Annotated in this window: 19 protein-coding genes; 15 read left to right on the top strand and 4 right to left on the bottom strand. The window is 70.0% G+C overall.

Going from position 1 to position 15,631, the window contains the following annotated elements; genetic code table 11:
* From JOY88_RS16035 to JOY88_RS16075, 9 genes are all read left to right on the top strand, one after another.
* A partial coding sequence (locus JOY88_RS16035; protein WP_293503635.1) for an efflux RND transporter permease subunit occupies positions 1–541 on the top strand: 541 nt, incomplete at its 5' end.
* Between the two features lies 1 nt (position 542).
* Positions 543–1,985, top strand: a complete 1,443-nt coding sequence (locus tag JOY88_RS16040) for an efflux transporter outer membrane subunit (protein ID WP_293503636.1) — start codon at positions 543–545, stop codon at positions 1,983–1,985.
* A 16-nt stretch (positions 1,986–2,001) separates the two neighbouring features.
* On the top strand, positions 2,002–2,604 hold the full coding sequence (locus JOY88_RS16045; protein WP_293503637.1) for a TetR/AcrR family transcriptional regulator: 603 nt from the start codon (positions 2,002–2,004) through the stop codon (positions 2,602–2,604).
* A gap of 518 nt (positions 2,605–3,122) precedes the next feature.
* Positions 3,123–3,512, top strand: coding sequence for a hypothetical protein (locus tag JOY88_RS16050; RefSeq protein WP_293503638.1), 390 nt, complete (start codon positions 3,123–3,125; stop codon positions 3,510–3,512).
* Between the two features lie 208 nt (positions 3,513–3,720).
* The gene (locus JOY88_RS16055; RefSeq protein ID WP_293503639.1) at positions 3,721–4,530 is read left to right on the top strand and encodes a thymidylate synthase; all 810 of its coding nucleotides are present in this window, start codon (positions 3,721–3,723) and stop codon (positions 4,528–4,530) included.
* Positions 4,527–5,021 carry a dihydrofolate reductase gene (locus JOY88_RS16060; protein WP_293503640.1) on the top strand — a complete coding sequence of 165 codons (495 nt, stop codon included), beginning with the start codon at positions 4,527–4,529 and terminating at the stop codon, positions 5,019–5,021. Before JOY88_RS16055 ends, JOY88_RS16060 begins: the two co-directional genes overlap by 4 nt.
* Before the next feature lie 5 nt (positions 5,022–5,026).
* Positions 5,027–5,602, top strand: coding sequence for a DUF4337 domain-containing protein (locus JOY88_RS16065; protein ID WP_293503641.1), 576 nt, complete (start codon positions 5,027–5,029; stop codon positions 5,600–5,602).
* 163 nt (positions 5,603–5,765) lie between these two features.
* Entirely contained in the window at positions 5,766–6,299 is a 534-nt protein-coding gene (locus tag JOY88_RS16070) for an outer membrane beta-barrel protein (RefSeq protein ID WP_293503642.1), read from the top strand.
* A 33-nt stretch (positions 6,300–6,332) separates the two neighbouring features.
* On the top strand, positions 6,333–6,845 hold the full coding sequence (locus tag JOY88_RS16075) for a Spy/CpxP family protein refolding chaperone (RefSeq protein ID WP_293503643.1): 513 nt from the start codon (positions 6,333–6,335) through the stop codon (positions 6,843–6,845).
* A 47-nt stretch (positions 6,846–6,892) separates the two neighbouring features.
* On the opposite strand, the gene JOY88_RS16080 is transcribed toward JOY88_RS16075, so the two are convergent.
* Positions 6,893–7,630 carry a response regulator gene (locus JOY88_RS16080; RefSeq protein ID WP_293503644.1) on the bottom strand — a complete coding sequence of 246 codons (738 nt, stop codon included), beginning with the start codon at positions 7,628–7,630 and terminating at the stop codon, positions 6,893–6,895.
* Positions 7,631–7,708: 78 nt separating this feature from the next.
* Between JOY88_RS16080 and JOY88_RS16085 the strand changes: the two genes are divergently transcribed.
* The 3 genes from JOY88_RS16085 to JOY88_RS16095 all read left to right on the top strand — a co-directional run bounded on the left by JOY88_RS16085 (position 7,709) and on the right by JOY88_RS16095 (position 11,392).
* On the top strand, positions 7,709–10,216 hold the full coding sequence (locus JOY88_RS16085) for an ATP-binding protein (protein ID WP_293503645.1): 2,508 nt from the start codon (positions 7,709–7,711) through the stop codon (positions 10,214–10,216).
* Between the two features lie 89 nt (positions 10,217–10,305).
* A complete protein-coding gene (locus JOY88_RS16090; RefSeq protein ID WP_293503646.1) occupies positions 10,306–10,998 on the top strand; it encodes a hypothetical protein in 693 nt (230 codons plus the stop codon).
* A complete protein-coding gene (locus JOY88_RS16095) occupies positions 10,985–11,392 on the top strand; it encodes a response regulator (RefSeq protein WP_293503647.1) in 408 nt (135 codons plus the stop codon). The genes JOY88_RS16090 and JOY88_RS16095 overlap by 14 nt, the downstream gene beginning before the upstream one ends.
* Positions 11,393–11,538: 146 nt before the next feature.
* Here the strand turns inward: JOY88_RS16095 and JOY88_RS16100 are convergent, their stop codons facing one another.
* Both JOY88_RS16100 and JOY88_RS16105 read right to left on the bottom strand, forming a co-directional pair.
* On the bottom strand, positions 11,539–12,030 hold the full coding sequence (locus tag JOY88_RS16100) for a hypothetical protein (protein ID WP_293503648.1): 492 nt from the start codon (positions 12,028–12,030) through the stop codon (positions 11,539–11,541).
* Between the two features lie 124 nt (positions 12,031–12,154).
* Positions 12,155–12,673 carry a hypothetical protein gene (locus JOY88_RS16105; RefSeq protein ID WP_293503649.1) on the bottom strand — a complete coding sequence of 173 codons (519 nt, stop codon included), beginning with the start codon at positions 12,671–12,673 and terminating at the stop codon, positions 12,155–12,157.
* Between the two features lie 362 nt (positions 12,674–13,035).
* Between JOY88_RS16105 and JOY88_RS16110 the strand changes: the two genes are divergently transcribed.
* Positions 13,036–13,560 (top strand): Spy/CpxP family protein refolding chaperone, encoded by a 525-nt coding sequence (locus tag JOY88_RS16110; RefSeq protein WP_293503650.1) that lies wholly within the window; start codon positions 13,036–13,038, stop codon positions 13,558–13,560.
* Between the two features lie 205 nt (positions 13,561–13,765).
* On the top strand, positions 13,766–14,863 hold the full coding sequence (locus JOY88_RS16115) for a hypothetical protein (protein WP_293503651.1): 1,098 nt from the start codon (positions 13,766–13,768) through the stop codon (positions 14,861–14,863).
* 124 nt (positions 14,864–14,987) lie between these two features.
* Here JOY88_RS16115 and JOY88_RS16120 read toward each other — a convergent pair whose 3' ends face one another.
* The gene (locus JOY88_RS16120) at positions 14,988–15,182 is read right to left on the bottom strand and encodes a hypothetical protein (RefSeq protein WP_293503652.1); all 195 of its coding nucleotides are present in this window, start codon (positions 15,180–15,182) and stop codon (positions 14,988–14,990) included.
* 18 nt (positions 15,183–15,200) lie between these two features.
* Here JOY88_RS16120 and JOY88_RS16125 point away from each other — a divergent pair, with 18 nt between their 5' ends.
* Positions 15,201–15,596, top strand: coding sequence for a hypothetical protein (locus tag JOY88_RS16125; RefSeq protein WP_293503653.1), 396 nt, complete (start codon positions 15,201–15,203; stop codon positions 15,594–15,596).
* Positions 15,597–15,631: the final 35 nt, after the last annotated feature.

Genomic DNA, 15,631 nt, shown 5'->3' on the forward strand with positions numbered 1-15,631 from the left:
TTCGCAGGCGCCCGCCCTGTACGCCGTCTCGCTATCGGTGGTGTTCCTGTGTCTGGCTGCCCTCTACGAGAGCTGGTCGATTCCGTTTGCGGTGATGCTGGTGGTGCCGCTGGGCATTTTCGGGGCGATTGCAGCGACGCTCGCCCGCGGCCTGGCGAACGACGTGTTCTTCCAGGTGGGTCTGCTGACCACGGTCGGCCTGTCGGCCAAGAACGCGATCCTGATCGTCGAGTTCGCCAAGGAGCAGATGGAGCACGGCAAGGACGCCGTCGCCGCCACGCTGGAGGCCGTGCGCCTGCGGCTGCGCCCCATCCTGATGACGTCGCTGGCCTTCGCGCTGGGCGTGCTGCCGCTGGCTATCGCCACCGGCGCGGGCTCGGGCAGCCAGAACGCCATCGGCACCGGTGTGCTGGGCGGCATGCTGGCGGCCACCTTCCTGGGCATCTTCTTCGTGCCGGTGTTCTTCGTCGCGGTACAGCGCTGGTTCCCGGCCCGCCGGGCCGCGCCACTCCCCCAAGTCCAAGTTCAGGAGGGCCACTGACATGGCCATCGAGATGAAGATCTTCCTGCCCACGCTGCTGGCGGCCAGCCTGGCCCTGGCCGGTTGCTCCACGCTGGCTCCCGCCCATCAGCGCCCTGCCGCGCCGGTGGCCCAGCAATGGCCCGTGCCGGCCGGCGATGCGGCGGCCACCAAGCGCGCCGCCGAACTGGGCTGGCGCGAGTTCTTCACGGACCCGCAGCTCCAGGCCCTGATCGAGCTGTCCCTGCAGAACAACCGCGACCTGCGCGTGGGCATGCTGAACGTGGAGCGCGCCCGCGCGCAGTACGGCGTGCAGCGCGCCGACCAGTTGCCCTCTGTGAATGCAGGCCTGGGCCAGTCGGCCCAGCGCCTGCCCGCCCCGCTGAGCGGCGGCGAGCAGCCGGGCATCGCCCGCCAGTACAGCGCCACGCTGGGCATCAGCGCCTACGAGCTGGACCTGTTCGGCCGCGTGCGCAGCCTCACGGATGCGGCGCTGTCCAGCTACCTCGCCACCGAGGACGCGCAACGCGGCGCGCGCATCAGCCTGATCGCGCAGCTGGCCGGCAGCTGGCTGACGCTTGCGGCCGACCAGGAGCGCCTGGCGCTGACCGAGCAGACGCTGCTGAGCCGCCAGGACAGCCTGCGCCTGAGCCAGCGGCTGCAGGCCGCCGGCGTCGCGTCGACGCTGGACCTTCGCCAGGCCGAGATCGCCGTCGAGTCGGCCCAGGCCGACCTCGCCCGGCTCACGGGGCAGGTCGCCGCCGACCGCCATGCGCTGGAGCTGCTGGTAGGCCAGCCGCTGGCGGCCGACCAATGGCCCCGCCAGGACACCACCGTGGCGGCGACGCTGCAGGCCGAGCTGCCCGCCGGTCTGCCGGCCGAGGTGCTGCTGGCGCGCCCCGACGTGCAGCAGGCCGAGCGCCGATTGCAGGCCACGGAGGCCAACATCAGCGCGGCGCGTGCCGCCTTCTTCCCGCGCATCACGCTGACGGCCAGCGCCGGCGGCGCCAGTGCCGACCTGGACGGCCTGTTCCGCGGCGGCCATGGCTTCTGGAGCTTCGTGCCGCAGCTGACGCTGCCCATCTTCGACGCCGGCCGCAACCGCGCCAACCTGAAGGTGGCCGAGGTGGACCGCGACATCGCGGTGGCCCAGTACGAGAAGGCCATCCAGTCGGGCTTCCGCGAGGTGGCCGACGCGCTGGCCGATCGCACCACGATGGCCCAGCAGCTGCAGGCGCAGCAGCGTCTGGTGGAGCGCAGCACCGATGCGCTGCAACTGGCCGAGGCGCGCTTTCGCGCCGGCGTGGACGACCGCCTCGCGACGCTGGACGCGCAGCGCTCGCTGTACGCGGCCCAGCAGGGCCTGATCTCGGTGCGGCTGGCCCGGCAGGTCAACCGCGTGACGCTGTACAAGGCCCTGGGCGGCGGTGTCTTGGAGCAGTCGCCACGACAATCCGCGTCCTGACCCCTTCGCAACCGCCATGTCTACCGTCTCCACCGATCGCACCCTCGCCCGCCGCCAGCAGGTGCTGGACGCCGCCGCCAGCGCCTTCCGCCGGCGCGGCTTCCATGCCGCCAGCATGGCGGAGATCGCGAAGGCGGCGGGCATGAGCCCGGGCCACATCTACAACCTGTTCCAGAACAAGGACGACGTCATCGCCGCCATCGTCGAGCACGACTGCGCGGCCGTCGTGCAGCGCATCATCGACCTGCAGCGAGAGGACGACGTGCTGCAGGCGATGCTGGCCGAGACCCACTCCGCGTTCGACGACTCCACCAAGGTGGCCGATGCCGCGCTGACGCTGGAGATCCTCGCCGAGGCCAGCCGCAATCCGGCGCTGGCCGCCGTGCTGCAGCGGGCGCAGGCGCAGGTGCTCGCCAAGGTCGAGGACCTGATCCGCCAGACCCTTGGCCCTCGGGCGGAGCAACTGCCCGCCGCCGAGATCACCGCGCGCGCGATGATGCTGGGCGCACTCTTCAACGGCCTGACCGCGATGAGCGTGCGCCAACCCGACCTGGCGACCATGGGCACAGAGATCGCGCCCGTGATGCAGCGCCTGCTGCGCCTGCTGCTGACGCCGTAACGGAGCCGCCGGCGCCCCTCAAGGTCCCGGCAGGCAGGCAGGAAGGCAGGTTCCAGCAACGCGGCCCGTGCGGCCGCCCCCACGGGCATCCCGACCAACCGGATGCCCCATGCACGTCACACCGTCACGGAAGAAGGGATCGTGGCATTCGCGCAGCCGTGCGACCCGCAGCCGTTTCACGTCGGCGCGTACGCGACCAGGCGGAGCATCTGCGGCGGCCCCATGGGGAACGGTTGGACGACCTGCACGCTGATGATGCGGATATGGCTTGGGCCCTAGATCAAGGACGGACAGGTCTTGCCTACGTCCTGTCTTGCCGCCACAGTTCCATCGTTCATTGCAGTGATTGCCGGCGCGCTGGAAGCGCAGTCGGCATTCCCTGGCCAATGGACGGGCATCGGCTCGCATGACCCATTTGAAGGAGGTGAAACACGATTAGGCCGCCATTGATCCTGACCTTCCTGTCAGGGCGTCCAAGCCTGGCAGTCCATACCTACCAACCAATGAGAGATCACAACATGCGTACCTCAACCAAGTTTGCCTCGCTCCTGGTGCTGTTCACGTCGTTTGCATCTGCGCAGCAGTCGACGTTTGATGGGAAATGGAGCGGTCCGGCGACGAGCCCCAGTGCTGGTCAGATTCAGGTCAATCTGACTATCGCGAAGGGGAGCGGCACCATGCGCTACGCCCAGAAGGTGAACTACACGACCGTCGACCAGTGCGCGAACCGGGACATTCCGGTCTCGGTGGTATCCCAGACCGCATCCGAGATGGTCATCGCGATCCAGGGGGCGAAGGTCCTGAAGGGTTGCATTGATGAAACCGCCACCCTCAAGCTCGTTGACGGCAAGACGCTGCAGTCGACACTCAAGGACGGTCGGGCCATGACGCTTGCTCGCAGCAAGTAGGCTCGCGGCAGCACGCGTCCCGGATGGCGAAAACCGAGCGCTCGATGGAGCGCCAACCGGGCTTCGCCGACGCCGGGCCCGCCTTGCAGGCGGGCCCAAGCAGACGGCTCCGGGCGACTGCCGGGCGGCGGCGTTTCTTCCTCGGGGCCGAGCCGACAACTTGCCACGCCGCGCCGGATAATCCCCGCCCGGCCCTGCACCTCACGCGATGACTGCCCCCGTCCCCACCCCCTACGAAGATTTCATGCGCCATGTATTCGAGCATGGCGTGCACAAGAGCGACCGCACCGGCACGGGCACGCGCAGCGTGTTCGGCCACCAGATGCGCTTCGACCTTGCGGCTGGCTTCCCGCTGGTGACGACCAAGAAGGTGCACCTGAAGTCCATCATCCTGGAGTTGCTGTGGTTCCTGCGTGGGGACGGCAACGTGCGCTGGCTGCAGGAGCGCGGCGTGACGATCTGGGACGAATGGGCCAGCCCCGATGGTGACCTGGGTCCGGTCTACGGCGTGCAGTGGCGTTCCTGGCCCACGCCCGACGGCGGCCACATCGACCAGATCGCCGAGGTCGTGAAGACGCTCAAGACCAACCCGGACAGCCGCCGCATCATCGTCAGCGCATGGAACGTGGCGGACCTCTCCAAGATGGCACTGATGCCCTGCCACGCCTTCTTCCAGTTCTACGTGGCCGACGGCAAGCTCTCCTGCCAGCTCTACCAGCGCAGCGCCGACATCTTCCTCGGCGTGCCCTTCAACATCGCCAGCTACGCGCTGCTGACGATGATGCTGGCCCAGCAATGCGAGCTGCAGTTGGGCGACTTCATCTGGACCGGCGGCGACTGCCACATCTACGACAACCATGTGGAGCAGGTGCAGACCCAGCTTGCCCGCGCGCCGCGGCCCTGCCCCACCATGACGATCAAGCGCCGGCCGGCGAGCATCTTCGACTACGAGTTCGAGGACTTCGAGCTGAGCGGCTACGACCCGCATCCGGCCATCAAGGCACCGGTGGCCGTATGAGCCGCATCACGCTGGTCGCCGCCGTCGCCAAGGACGGCGCCATCGGGCGCGACAACGCGCTGCTCTGGCATATTCCGGAGGACATGGCGCGCTTCAAGGCGCTGACGGCGGGCAAGCCCGTCGTCATGGGCCGGCGCACCTGGGACTCGCTGCCGCCCCGGTTCCGTCCGCTGCCCGGGCGGCGCAACCTCGTCGTCAGCCGCTCCGTCAGGGCGCTGCCGGGCGCGGAGGTGTTCGCCAGCCTGGAAGCGGCGCTGGCCGCTTGCGCGGCCGAGCCCGAGGTCTGCGTCATCGGCGGCAGCGAGATCTATGCGCTGGCGCTGCCGCTGGCCGACAGGCTGGCGCTGACCGAGGTGGACATCGCCTGCCCGGATGCAGACCGGCATTTCCCGGCTTGGCCGCGGGAGCACTTCACCGAGGCCGCGCGCGAAGCCCACAGAGGCGCGACCGGCCCGGCCTTCGATTTCGTCGACTATTTGCGCAAGGACTAGACCCCATGTCAAAGGACTTCCACGTCCACGGCCCGCACGAGCATGAGCTGGAGCACGCCGCCCAGCACGAGCCCAGGGGCTTTGCCGGCCAGTTGGCCGTCATCACGGCCATCCTGGCCACCGTCGGCGCCTTCTTCTCCTACATGGGCGGCGCGACCCAGGCCAATGCCGGCCTGCTCAAGAACGACGCGGCCATCAAGAAGACCGAGGCCAGCAACCAGTGGAACTACTACCAGGCCAAGAGCAGCAAGCAAAACCTCGCTGAGCTGGCACAGGAGCTGAGCAGCGGCGAGGAGCAGAAGGCCAAGTACCGGGACAAGGTGGCCCGCTACGAGAAGGAGAAGGCCGACATCAAGGCAGCCGCCGAGGCGCTGGAGCGGGAGTCCAGCCAGTTCGACGCGAAGAGCGGGGAACAGTTGCACCAGCACCACCGCTGGGCCCAGGCGACGACGGCCCTGCAGATCTCCATCGCGCTGGCGGCGATCGCGCTGCTGACCCGGCGCCGCTGGATGGAATGGGCCACCCTCGTCGCCGGCGGCCTGGGCATCGTGCTGGGTGGCCTGGCCGCACTGCACGTCTGAGGCGCGCCCGCAGCCCGGCGAGATCGCACCGGGCTGCGGGCCGTGTGTTGCGGCTGCGTTGCAAACGTAGCAATCCCGCCCGGCAGCGAAATTCCTTCATGCGCCTTGAGATCGACAGTCCGGTCAGCGTGCCAATCCTGACGCGAGCCTCTGGAGATCCACCATGCGCAATGCCCTTCGCCCCCTCTCCGGCGCCCTGCTGATCGTCGCCCTGTCGCTGGGCGCGGCGTCGGCGAAGGCCGACGGTGCCTACGTGACCGGATCGATCACCGCGCCGGACTACAGGAATGGCGTCAACGGCGTCGGCTCCGGCAGCGGCCGGGCCGGGGTGTCGCTGGGGGCCGGCTACGACTTCAACTCCAACTTCGGCCTGGAGGGCGGCTACTTCAGCCTGGGTCGCGGCCGGGACGCGAACGGCACCGTCAACGCGCATGGCGCCTACCTCGACGCGATAGGCCGCCTCGAACTGGTGCCCAAGGTCTCGCTGTACGGCACGGTGGGCGCCGCGCAAGGGCATTTTTCCACCACGAACGGCAACGATTCGAGCCCGGCGCTGAAGCTGGGGGGCGGCCTGCAGTACGACCTGACGCCCACCATTGCGGTGCGCCTGGGCTACCAGCAATACCGCTTCAGCAACGCCTTCGACAGCCAGCCCCGCGTCGGCGAGGCCGTCCTCGGCCTCAAGGTCGGGTTCTAGGCCCGGCCCCTGGCCGGTCAAGCCGGAGGCACCGTGAAACAAGGCATCGCGCATTCGGTCGGGCACGCGGCGGCAGCGGCGAGGGAGGTCGCGCGCTGCGCCACGCTCCTGCTCATGCTGGCCGCCGTGACGCTCGCCGGCCCCGCCCAGGCCCAGGAGCATTGCGCCTACCGGGACGACGGCGTCGGCTCCCTGCGCCGCATGCTCAGCGGGCCGGCGCTGGACTCGATCAGCCCGACGCTGGAGCAGCGCACGCACATTCGTGCCATTCTGGCGGACGCCTCGGACGATGCCCATGCCTACTGGGCCCAGACTCAGGAGCTGAACGCGCAGATGGCACGGCTCATGTTGGCGCCCAAGGTGAATGCCGTGGCCGTCGAGGCCTTGCGCCAGCAGCAGCTGGGCCTGCACGCAATGGCCAGCAAGCGACGCACTCAGCACATGATGGACCTGATGGCGACACTGACGCCCGAGCAGCGCGTTCGGCTGGCGGTGCTCCACCCCGACCCCACATGCACCGCCGCCACCGTCACGCTGGCGCGCTAGGCCGGCCGCGGGCCGCCCGCCGCCAACGCACCGGACGGCAATGGCCTTCAGTACAAGGTCTCGACCGTGGTGTCGAAGAGGTAGCCGGCGCCGCGCTCGGTGACGATCAGCGTGGGATGGAAGGGGTCCGGCTCGATCTTGCGCCGCAGCCTGAGGACCTGCACGTCCACGGTCCGGTCGTAGACCTCGGCGTTGTGCAGCCGGGACAGGCTGAGCAGTTGGTCGCGGCTGAGGACGCGCTGCGGGGCGCTGCAGAACGCGGCCAGCAGGCTGAACTCGTTGTTGGCCAGCTCCAGCTGGCTGCCGTCCGGCGCGGTGAGGCGCCGCGTGCGCAGGTTGAACTCCCAGCCCGCGAAGCGGTAGGCCCGGCGCTTCTCGTCCCGCGAGTTCAGCTCCGTCTGCGCCTGGTAGCGCCGCAGCACCGCCCGCACCCGCGCCAGCAGCTCGCGCGGGCTGAAGGGCTTGGTCACGTAGTCGTCCGCGGCCAGCTCCAGCCCCATGACGCGATCGGCCTCCTCCGACTTGCCGGTCAGCAGCATGATGGGCACGGAGGCGCGTTCCCGCAGCTGCCTCGCGAGGTTCAGGCCGTCCTCGCCGTGCAGGCGCAGGTCCAGGATGACCAGATCGATCGCCTCCCGGTCGAAGGCCTCGAACATCTGGGCCCCCGTCGCCACGCAGGTGACGCGCAGCTCGTTGGCGCTGAAGTACTCATCCAGCAGCTGGCGCAGGGCCGGGTCATCGTCGACGACGAGGAGGTGGTGGCTGGCGGGTGCAGAGGTGGTCATGGTTGCATGGTCACTTCGCAGGACGACGCTGCAACTGTAAGCCGGCGAGCCGGCCCGCTCGAATAAGCTTGGCGTCGCATGGAGCATCCCAAGTCTGCCCGCTTCCAGTGGCGGGTCATCGTCATCGTGCTGGAGGTCCTGGTTGCGCTGGTGGTGGCCGGCGCGCTGTGGGCGCTGCGCCAGCAGACGCTGCGCAGCGAGCTGGCCACGCTGGCCTCGCTGTCGGCCGCCATGGCCGCGCAGGCCGACGGCGTGCTGGACATCGCCAACGCCACGCTGGAGACGACGCGACAGGAGCTCAGCAAGGGCATGCTGGTGCCGCAGTCCTATGACACGCATGGCCTGCTGCAAGCTCGGGTGGCGGGCCTGCCCAAGTTCCGTGCGCTGGGCATCGTGGACGCCCAGGGCATGCGCGTGGCCACGTCCCGCGGCGATCCTGCGCCGCCCGTCTCGTCGGCCGATCGGGATTTCTTTCTGGCAGCGCGTGACGGGCCGCCAGGCCAGATCTTCATCGCCCAGCCCCGCGTCAGCAGGTCCGACGGACAGCCGAGCATCGCCGTCTCCAAGGACTGGCGGGACAGCGACGGGCAGTTCAGGGGCGCCGTCGTCCTGCTGGCCGATCCGGAGTTCCTGGATGGCGACTTCGACCGCATCGCGCCCACCGACGACACCTCACTGGCCATCTACAGGCGCGACCGGGCGCTGGTCTCCGACGGCCCGGGCGACGGCAGCGCCAAGCTACTGCCTCGCCTGGCAATGGAGCGCCTTTGGCAGGACCCGCATCCCGAGGTGCCGCGCCTGCTCCAGATCGATGACGGGCATGGGCGCCTGGTGGCGGCCCACATGCTGCGCAGCTATCCCTTGATGGTGGTGGTGACGCGGGACGCGACGCTGGCCCTGGCCGACTGGCGCCGCCAATGCGGGTTCGCCGCGTTCGCCGCCGGCATCGCCATGCTGCTCACCGCCTGGCTGTCCGCGCGGATCGGGCGTGAGCAGGCCCGCCGGGAGGCGGTCGAATCCGTGCTGCTGGACGAGCAGCAGCGTGCGTCCCGCGCGTTCCAGGCCGCCCGCGAGGGCTATGTGGAATGGAATATTCCAGCCAACAAGGTGTCGATGTCGCCGCGCATGAAGGAGTTGCTGGGCCTGCCCCGCGGTGCCGACGTCGGCCGCGCCGAGGCCGTGCCGCAGGAGGGGCTGCATCCGGAGGACCTCGCCACCTTGCGCGCCCATTGGCGCGACGTCCAACGCGGCGGCCCGACCGACGTGAGCGTCGTCCTGCGCGTCGGCGACGGCCCCGGCGACTGGCGTCACGTCCAGCTGCGCGGCCATGTCGAGCGCGACGACCAGGGCCAGGCGCGCATCTTCCACGGCACCGCCGTGGACATCTCGACCGAGGTGCGGTCCGACCTGGCGCGCCGGCGGCTTCACGACCAGCTGCAACAGGCCCGCAAGCTGGAGGCGCTGGGCAACCTGGCGGGCGGCGTCGCGCATGACTTCAACAACATCCTCGCCGCGGTGATCGGCTATGGCGAGCTGGCCCGGGACGAGGCCAAGGCCGACTCCAAGCAGTCCCGGCACCTGGACCAGATCCTGCAGGCCGGCTACCGGGGCAAGTCCGTGGTCGAGCGCATCCTGTCCTTCAGCCGGGGCTCGCCGCGCAAGCGCGTGGTGTTCCTGGCCCAACCCGTGGTCAGCGAGGTCGCGCAGACGCTGAGGGCGTCGCTCGCCCCCCACGTCCGCGTCGAGCTGGCACTGGAGGCGCCCGACGCCGCCATCGAGGGCGATCCCACGCAGTTCTACGAAGCGGTGATGAACCTGTGCACCAACGCCTTGCAGGCCCTGGCGGGCCATGGGCAGGTGACCGTGAGCCTGCGCACCACCCACCCGACGGCGCCGCTCAAGCTGTCGGAAGGCGAGTTGGCGGCCGGACACTACCTGGTCGTCGGCGTCAGCGACAACGGCCCCGGCATCCCTGACGACATCCGCTCGCGCCTGTTCGAGCCGTTCTTCACCACCAAGGGCCCCCGCCACGGCACGGGCCTGGGCCTGGCCATCGTTCACGGCGTGACCGAGGAGCTGGGGGGCGCCATCGACGTACAAAGCGAACCCGGCAGCGGCAGCGCCTTCTTCATCCATGTGCCGCTGTCGGCCCAGCCCGTCAACGACGCCAGTGCGCAGACCCGGGAGCTTCCGCTCGGCAACGGGCAAACCGTGCTGGTGGTGGACGACGAGCCGGGGCTGGTACGGCTCGCCGAGGAGATGCTGGCGGGCCTGGGGTACGAGCCATTCGGGCTGGCGTCCAGCCGCGAGGCGCTGCAGGCCTTGCAGGCCGAGCCCGAGCGCTTCGACATCCTGCTCACGGACGAGGTCATGCCGCAGCTGTCCGGCACCGCGCTGGCGGAGGCGGCCCGGACCGCCTGCCCCAAGCTCATCGTCCTGCTTGCGACCGGCTGGGGCGGCGAGAAGCTGGAGCAGCGCGCCGCGGAAGCCGGCGTCTGCGCCTGCCTGTCCAAGCCCCTGACCCGTTCGGAGATGGCCTGGGCCCTGCACGACGCGCTGCAGCGCGCCGGCAGGTTGCAGATGTAATCCAGCCGGCGCTCAGGCATGCGGCCCCGGCAACAAGGGGTGCTCACAGTGACACCAGTCGCTTCGCGGCTTGACTGGAGTTCCACGACATGTACCTGTATTCCCCGCCCCCGCGCCAGACGGCCAGGAGCATCTGGATTGATCCGCCCCGCTTCCGCCCCCCCGAACTGGAGGTTCCCGAACCGCCGCCGCCCTTGCTCGTCCAGGTCGTGCCGCGCCGCCCGTTTCCTGACGCCGTCTGGATCGGCGGCTACTGGGTCTGGCTGGACGGCTGGGTCTGGGCCCGCGCAATGTGGTCGGCGCCACCCTGCCTGGAAGCCCGCTGGGTCTGCCCGCGTTACGCCGCGCAGGACGGGCAGATGCGCTTTCGGGCCGGCTACTGGGGCTCGGCAGACGCCGCCGAGCCGCATCGCACCGGCCTGGGGCGCTGCGTGCTCCCGGCGCCGCCGGGTTCCTCGCCGGGCATCGTGGTGCCGGCGCCGGACGCCACCGCCCCGGCAGTGCTGACGGGCATCCCGCCCATCCACGCCGAGGGCATGCGCGTCTCGCCGCTGGCAGGCCCGAACGGCAGGACCATGGTGGCGGTGGATGCGCCGGCAACGGCGACCATCGCCGGCCTCGCCATCCATCGCATCGTTCCCCGGGCGGCCGACGAGGCCGCGGGCATGACGGCCCTCGTGCGCAACATGGCGCCGCTGCCGCGCTCCGAGGTTGCGATGCGCTTCCAGGGACCGTCGATGAAGGCCGTCTCCCGCGGTTCGTCCGGCCATGCGGTCTTTTAACGTACTGGTCGTCGACGACGATCCTTTCATGGCCAGGCATACCCAGCTCATGCTGCGGCGCGGCGGCATCGCCGGCACCTGTCTCGAGATGGGCTCCGGAGCGGCGGCACTGGACTACCTGAGACGAGCGCCCAGGCATGGGCTGGACCTGCTGCTGCTGGACCTGCACATGCCGGACCTGGGCGGGTTCGACGTGCTCGCCGCCTACGAAGGCCTGCCGGCGCAGCAGCGCGCCAAGGTGCTCGTCGTGCTGAGCGCGTCCAGCCTGGCCTCCGATATCGAGCGCGCGATGCTTCACCCCTGCGTGGCCGACTATCTGCTCAAGCCGCTGGACGGCCAGCAGATCCATTTCCTGGCCCTGCTCATGCAGTCACAGCTGGCGCGACAGGGCTGAACCCCGGCGTCGGCCCCGCCCCCGGTGCGGCGCATCGGGGGCTTGCTCTTGCCAGCGCCCGAATGGCGAACCCGCCGCCGCCAACCCGTGGCCGCCGCGGTGAAACGGGTGCGAGCCAGGCCGTCCGTCGGCCCGGATCCGGCCTGTCAGCGCAGGGGCTGGGCGATGACGGCCTTGATGTCGGTGGTCAGCTGCTTGTTGTCGGAGCGCAGCGTGCTGCGGTCGGTGCCAAGCGTCGCGCGGTCGCTGGCCACGGCGGTCGTGTTGCCCGCGGCGCGGTCGGCGCGCAGCTGGGCGAAGTCCGCCTCGATCTTGCTGCCGTCCGAGGCCAGGGTCGCCCGGTCGGCCGTCACCGTGGCGGAGTTGTTGACCGCCGCGCGCACGGCGGCCTGGTCGGCGTGCAGTTGCGTCTCGTCCGTCGTGATCTTGCTGCGGTCCGTGCTCACCGCCGCTGCGTTGCCCGCCGCCCGGTCGCTGCGCAGTTGGCTGAAATCCGTCTTCAGCGTGGACCGGTCCTGGGCGACGGTGGGATTCTGGGCGAAGCCGCCGCGGCCACCATGGGGATGGGCGCAGGCCAGACCCGAGATTGCCAACGCACCGGCCAGCGCGGCCCATTGCTTGAGATTCATGGGATTCATGTCCATTCCTTGAAAGGATTGCGACGACGCCGGCTCCGGCACTGGTCGCCCGGGTCGTCATGCCTCCGCTTGGTCCAGGCCATGCGCGCGTCGCGGGAGGCCAGACGCCGCGCGCACGGGTGCTTCAGGACTTCGCGAACACGGCGTCAACGGTGCTGCCGTCGCCGAGCTGGCATTCGCCCTGGCCACCACCACTCATCCCGGACTGCGGCGAGTTGAGATGGAAGCGGCAGCGCATGCGCTGCTCACCGCTGCCTTGCAGGTTGGCGACGACCTTGCCGCTGTACTGCGTCGCGAAGGCCGTGTCCGGGAACGGCCCCCAGTAGCGCCAGTCACCCCAGCCACGGCGCCAGCCATGCCACATCGGCTCGAGCACCTCGATGCGCGTGGTGCTGGTGAGCTGGACGAACGGGCCGCTGTAGACCCCGCCGTTCGCGAGCGTGGCAGTCATGCTGCCGGTGGTGCCGCCGTCCTTGCTGATCCAGTTGAAGGAAACCGGGCCACCGCCGCTGCGGACAGATCCGGAGCCGGCACCGATGGTGGTGCAGCCCGCCAGCGCGCCCAGCGCGCAGATGAAGGCACAGAAGGTCAGACCAAGGCGCGTGGAACGGGTCGCGCCACCAGTGGCAGAAGGCGTGTTCATGTCGAGACTCCTTGCATTGCTGACCGGCCCACGGGTTGCGGGTCTCAGGCAGCACAAGAATCCGGCGTCTGCTGCAGCGTTGAATGTCGGCAAGAACGGGCCAGATGACACTTGCAACCTGCGCCGGCGGCCGCAGGCGGGACGATTGTTCGCATTGGGTTTGCAACTGAAACATGCGCATGCCGCAGCGGAACGCTGCCGCAACCTGAGCGGTCCAGCATCGTCTCCAGGCTCACCGCGAGCCCGAGCCAGCGATGGTGACCCGACGGCGCCGCTGGCTTCATCCAGGGTCTGCCGTGCTGCGGGTAACAAGTGCGCAACGGCAGAAGCGTCGGGACTTCCTTCAACCCAGGAGTTCCATCATGAATCAGCCCCTCAACCGCCATACCCGCGCGCCCATCTCCGCCGTGCTGCTCGCGTTGGCAATGGCAGCCAATGTGGGTACGGCGCGGGCCGAGGCCCCGCCGGCTGGAGCTCCCCATGCGCATCGCGCCCATGCCGGGGCCTACTGGAGCAAGGGGTCGCGCGACCTGCGGGCGGTCGGTGCCTCGGTCGATCAGATCCAGCGCATACGCGCCATCTACAAGAAGGCCGCGACCGACCTGATGCCCCAGCGCACCCAGTCCCGGCAGCTGCGCGCCGAGTTGCGCAAGCTGATGGCGGCGCCGACGATAGACACCGCCGCCGTGGAAGCCACGCGCCAGCGCATGGCCGCGGTCCAGGACACGATGAGCAAGCGCCGCATGCAGGCCCGCGTGGAGGCCGCCAACGTGCTCACCGCGGATCAGCGGGCCAAGCTGGCGGCACGCCGGGCGCAGCGCCAGGAGCTGCGTGAACGGCACCGCGCCGAGATGCGCGCGCTGGAGATGCCCAAGCAAGGCTCCTGAAGCCCGAACCCGCGGGCGGGACGGAGCGCCAGCATTCCCCCGCCCGATGCCCGGCGCGAGTTGCAAACGTAACCGGGAGGGCTCCGCGCGCAACGCCTCCGAAAGCCGGGACGGAGATGCTGGCGACGCCCCTGGACCGACGCTCCCGGTGCTCGGTCCGGGGAATCAATACCACCCAACCCTTTGACCTTCGAGGAGAGTACCCATGCCAGCTCGCAAACTGACCGCCCTCGCCTGCGCCGCGATCGCCGCCCTTGCACTGAGCGCCTGTGGCGGCGGCAGCGCCCAAGCCACCATAGGCGGCACGGTGTCCGGCCTGGCGACCGGCAGCAACCTGACCCTGACCGAAGGCCCGACCACCACGACGCTGATGGTCGGCAGCAATGGCGCCTTCGACATGCCCGGAACCGTCAGCGCAGACAGCACCTATGCGGTCACCGTGCAGACCCAGCCGCCCGGCCAGACCTGCAGCGTGTCCAACGGCAGCGGCACGACGGACGACGAAGGTGATTCCATCGACAACGTGATGGTTTCCTGCGTCAACAACATCAGCGTGGGCGGCACCGTCTCCGGCCTGAGCGTCGCGTCCAGCGTCACGCTGAGCGACGGCATCAGCAGCTTGACGGTCGCCGGCCCCGGCAGCTTCAGCTTCCCCGACAGCTTCAGCGCCGGCCAGGCCTACATGGTGAGCGTGACGGCCCAGCCGGCCGGGCAGACCTGCGGCGCGACGATCAACGGCGCCGGCACCATCGACGCGGCGGGCGACAGCGTCAGCAACGTGATCGTCAGTTGCGTCGCCATGGGCACCGTGAACGGCACCGTCAGCGGACTCGTCACGGGCGGCAGCCTGACGGTGAGCGACGGACAGTCGAACCTCGTGCTGTCGCAGAACGGCCTCTTCGGCTTCGTCGACATGTTCGCCCCGGGCGCGGCCTATGGGGTCTCGGTGACACAGGCGCCCGCCGGCCAGAGCTGCGCCGTCTCGGCCGGCCAGGGCAACCTGGACAGTGCCGGCGATGCGGTGCTCGGCGTCCAGGTCGCCTGCTATGGGCTGGGAACGCTGAACGGCACGGTGACTGGGCTGGCGGCCGGCGCCACTGTCACGTTGAGCGATGGCGTCAGCAGCCTGTCGCTGGGGTCCAACGGCGGTTTTGCGTTCATGGACAGCTTCCCGGCATCGGCAGCCTACGGCGTCAGCGTCACGACCCAGCCCACCGGCCAGACCTGCACCGTCACGGGCGGCAGCGGAAGCATCGATAGCAACGATAGCGCCGTCACCGGCATTGCGGTGACCTGCGTCTGAGCGCCCCCCGCAAGGGCGGGTCGATTGCAGGCCGCCGCGAGGCGGCCTGCCTGTTTGCCGTCAACCGGCATTCGCGGGGCCGCCCGGGTCGGGCGTCATCGACGCAAATGCCGCACCGCCCGCTTTACCGGGAACCGGCCGGCGCCGCTTCCACGCGCTGGCCGTTGACGTACGCCACCCCGTCGATCACCTCGATGAGCATGTCGCCCCATTCGCTGCTCCACACGTAGCGCAACACGCCTTCAGTGGCGAGTTCCAGGTCGGCCTGCACGGACCGGCCGGGCCTGAGCAGGATCTGGGGCAGCAGCGGGGCATTCATGGCGATGGACGCGGTCGGATGCCCAAGGATACGCCGCCCGCCCCGGCATCCTGTGTGGATGGGTTACCGGCCGGCGCGGCGCCGCTGCGGGCCAACCTGGGCCTGGCCTGCGAGCCGCCGGTGGCCGGCCTGCATGCCGGCGCGCCGCCGCCATCCGCCGAGCTGCCCGAGCCAGCGCGCCGCCTGCCGCTGGGCCGCGAGCTGTCCGTGGGCCTGCCGTGCCATGCAAACGCGGCCGGCGCGCTGGTGACGCTGCGCGAGGCCCGCGGGCTGCGCGGCGGCCGCCACTGGATCGCCGCCCTGCCCCGCACAGAGATCGCAGGCACGCGCGGACTGGGCGCCATCAAGCGCCCGCGGTGGCGCGACGTCGCCGCGCTGGCACGCAGCGCCACACCGGCCCTCGCCCTGCTCTGAGACCCGACCGCCGCCCAGGAACCCTCTGGGCGGCG

The organism is Roseateles sp. (assembly GCF_019237615.1).
Lineage (GTDB): Bacteria > Pseudomonadota > Gammaproteobacteria > Burkholderiales > Burkholderiaceae_C > Pelomonas.